This is a genomic window from Jhaorihella thermophila (assembly GCF_900108275.1).
GTDB lineage: Bacteria > Pseudomonadota > Alphaproteobacteria > Rhodobacterales > Rhodobacteraceae > Jhaorihella > Jhaorihella thermophila.
This window is the reverse complement of the sequence record NZ_FNVD01000039.1, coordinates 1-2,987: the sequence shown is the minus strand read 5'-3', so window position 1 is coordinate 2,987 and position 2,987 is coordinate 1. Positions and strand designations below refer to the sequence as shown.

Sequence of the window (2,987 nt, the reverse complement as noted above, 5' to 3'; positions counted from 1 at the left end):
TGCCTGGCACGCTGCGCGCGCCCTCGGCCTCGGCCTGCGCGAGCGTGCGGACATGGCCATAGCTGGAATAGTAGAGAACGAGAACGCGGGTCATGGGATCCTCTCGGGGTTGGGTATTTCATTGCCTGAGAGGATGGGGGATGTTCCGGGCCGGAATAACCGGCCGGCGCTCACTTCATTCTTTACTCTGGTTGAAGAATGTCAGGCGTTCAGTGCGGAGCGCAGGTGGTCGAGGAACGCCGTCACCTTCGCATCCATGCCGAGCCGCGAGGCGGTCACGGCGAAGATCTCCGGCGCCGGAAGCTCCCAGTCCGGCAGGACACGCACCAGATCGCCCCGTGCCTCGGGTTCCCTGGAGATGAAATCCGGCAGGGTGCCTATGCCTTGCCCCGCGATCAGGAGGTCGCGCAGCACGAGGCTGTTGCCCACGCGAACCGGCGGATCGAGCTCGACGGTCTGCGACCCGGAAGGGCCGTGGAGTTCCCAGGAGGTCAGATGTCCGGCAAGCAGAAAGCCGATGACGCGGTGCCTGGCGATTTCCTGCGGCGCCAGGGGCATGCCGGCCCTTTCGAGATAGGCGGGCGCGGCGAAAATCTGTTGCCGCATCGTCCCGAGCTTGCGCGCGACCAGTGCTGAATCCGGCAAGGCGGCCCGAATGCGGATGGAAACGTCGAACCCGCCCTCCACCATGTCCACGACCCGGTCGTCCATGGACAGCGTCAGACGCAGATCGGGATAGGCGTCGAGAAACCCCGGCAAGATCGGAGCGATCACCGTCTGCCCGAAGGAGCTGGACGCATTGACCTTCAGATGGCCCCGCACCGCGCCGGCGCCGTCGCGGATGCGCGTCTCGAACGTGGTCACCGCATCCAGAATGCCGGTCGCCTCGTCGTAATAGAGACGCCCGGCATCAGTGAGCGACATCGAGCGGGTCGTCCGCGTCAGCAGCGTTGTGCCCAAACTCTCCTCGAGCAGCTTGATCTCGCGGCTCAGAAGCGCAGGCGACACGCCCAGATCCTCCGCCGCGCGCGCGAAGCTGCCGCGCTCGACGATGCGGCGGAAGGCGTGCATGACGGAAAGCTTGTCCATTTTGTGCTGGGGACTTTCAGGTTGACGTGAGGTGTCGCGAAAAACGCCACTGCAACTGAATAGCAGGAATTGCAGCACGCTGCGAATGGTCTGGCAAAGCGACGTCCTGGCGATCAGCGCCAAGGAAGAATCTGCCGAGAAGTGAGAACGTGCCCACCCCTCGCGAAACCATCCTCGCCGCGCTGCATGCGCGGCTCTCGGCGTTGCCCTCTACCGTCCTGCGCGGCGATGTGCTGCCCGAACGGGTGCCGGCCGGGGGCCTGCTGATCCTGCGCGATGGCGAGCCGGGGGAGCCGGAGGTGACGCTGTCGCCGCTGGCGTATCACTACCAGCACCGCGCCGAGATCGAGGCGGTCGTGCAGGGCGGCGACCGTGACGTCGCTTTCGATACGCTTTGCGCCAGCATCGGCGCAGCCCTAGCCGCCGACCGCACGCTGGGTGGACTGTGCGATTGGGTCGAAGCGGAAGCCCCGCGGCCGGTCGATCTGGCCGTGGAGGGCGCGGCGAGCCTCAAGGCCGCCGTCATCCCGGTGATCCTGCACTACGCCACGGCCGATCCCTTGGCCTGACAGCAACAACCCTAGGAGAACACCATGGCACGCGCCCAAGGGGCGCGGTCGCAGCTCGCGGCCGCGTTCGAAACGACCTATGGCACCGCGCCCGCGTCCGGCTTCATGCAGATGCCCTTCGCCAGTGCCTCGCTCGGGGCGGAGCAGCCGCTCCTGGCCTCGGAATTGCTCGGCTACGGCCGCGACCCGCTGGCGCCCTTGAAGGACGCGGTGACGGCCGACGGCGACATCACCGTGCCGCTCGATGCCGAGGCCTTCGGCTTCTGGCTGAAGGCCGCCTTCGGGGCGCCGACGACAACGGGGACCACGAACAAGACCCACACCTTCAAGTCTGGCTCGTGGACCCTGCCGAGCATGGCCATCGAAGTAGCGATGCCCGAGATCCCGCGCTTTGCCATGTACACGGGCTGCGTGCTTGATCAGCTGAGCATCGCCATGCAGCGCTCGGGGTTGCTGACCGCCGACGTCAAGCTGGTGGCGCAAGGCGAGAACGTCGCCTCATCGACAGCAGCCGGCACGCCCACGGCCTACGCCCTGCAGCGGTTCGGCCACTTCAACGGGGCGATCAAGAGGAACGGCACCGCGCTTGGCAACATCGTCTCGGCGGACCTGACCTATGCCAACAATGTCGAACGGATCGAGACCATCCGCAACGATGGCCGCATAGACGGGGCGGACCCATCCATTGCCGCGCTCACCGGCAAGATCGACGTGCGCTTTGCCGACACGACACTTATGGACCAGGCGCTGAACGGGACGGCGGCATCGCTGGAGTTCTCCTGGGTGATCTCGGCCAATGTCAGCCTGACGATCACCGCGCATGCCGTCTACCTGCCGCGCCCCCGTGTCGAGATCCAGGGACCACAGGGCATCCAGGCCAGTTTCGACTGGCAGGCCGCATACGACTCCGTGGCCGGGCAGATGTGCGCGGTCGTCCTCAAGAATTCTGTTGCGAGTTACTGACCATGCTGACCCTCGATCTTTCCAATGAACCCCGCTGGCACGAGCTCGCGCCCAGTGTCCGCGTGCAACTGCGCCCGCTGACCACCGCGCTGATGGTCGCGACGCGCAGCGATCCGGCCGTGGAGGCCGTCCCCGAAGAGGCTTCGGACGAGGAACGCGCGCTGGCGTTCGCGAAGGCGCTCGCACGGCGGGCCGTGCTTGCCTGGGAGGGTGTCGGAGATGCCGACGGCAACCCCATAGACCCCAGCCCCGAGGCCATCGACGCGCTCCTGGACATCTGGCCGATCTTCGAGGCCTTCCAGCTTTCATACGTCTCGAAGGGCCTGCTTCTGGAGCAGGAAAAAAACGCCTCCGCGCCCTTGCCGA

4 protein-coding genes are annotated in these 2,987 nt (G+C 66.2%); 3 read left to right on the top strand and 1 reads right to left on the bottom strand.

Annotation, left to right across the window (positions count from 1 at the left end; genetic code table 11):
- Nucleotides 1-201: 201 nt before the first annotated feature.
- Nucleotides 202-1,212: a LysR family transcriptional regulator gene (locus C4S70_RS17810; RefSeq protein WP_235003887.1), complete on the bottom strand. Its 1,011-nt coding sequence runs from the start codon at nucleotides 1,210-1,212 to the stop codon at nucleotides 202-204.
- Between the two features lie 26 nt (nucleotides 1,213-1,238).
- On the opposite strand from C4S70_RS17810, the gene C4S70_RS17805 reads away from it, so the two are divergent.
- The 3 genes from C4S70_RS17805 to C4S70_RS17795 form a co-directional block, all read left to right on the top strand.
- On the top strand, nucleotides 1,239-1,658 hold the full coding sequence (locus C4S70_RS17805; RefSeq protein WP_104009440.1) for an acyl-CoA transferase: 420 nt from the start codon (nucleotides 1,239-1,241) through the stop codon (nucleotides 1,656-1,658).
- Between the two features lie 24 nt (nucleotides 1,659-1,682).
- A complete protein-coding gene (locus C4S70_RS17800; RefSeq protein ID WP_104009439.1) occupies nucleotides 1,683-2,621 on the top strand; it encodes a phage tail tube protein in 939 nt (312 codons plus the stop codon).
- A 2-nt stretch (nucleotides 2,622-2,623) separates the two neighbouring features.
- Nucleotides 2,624-2,987, top strand: a 364-nt coding sequence (locus C4S70_RS17795) for a hypothetical protein (protein WP_104009438.1), incomplete at its 3' end; no start/stop codon positions are given.

Bases quoted from the DNA above. Each gene is read 5' to 3' on its own strand.
- C4S70_RS17800 (WP_104009439.1), top strand. From the start codon at position 1,683: ATGGCACGCGCCCAAGGGGCGCGGTCGCAGCTCGCGGCCGCGTTCGAA.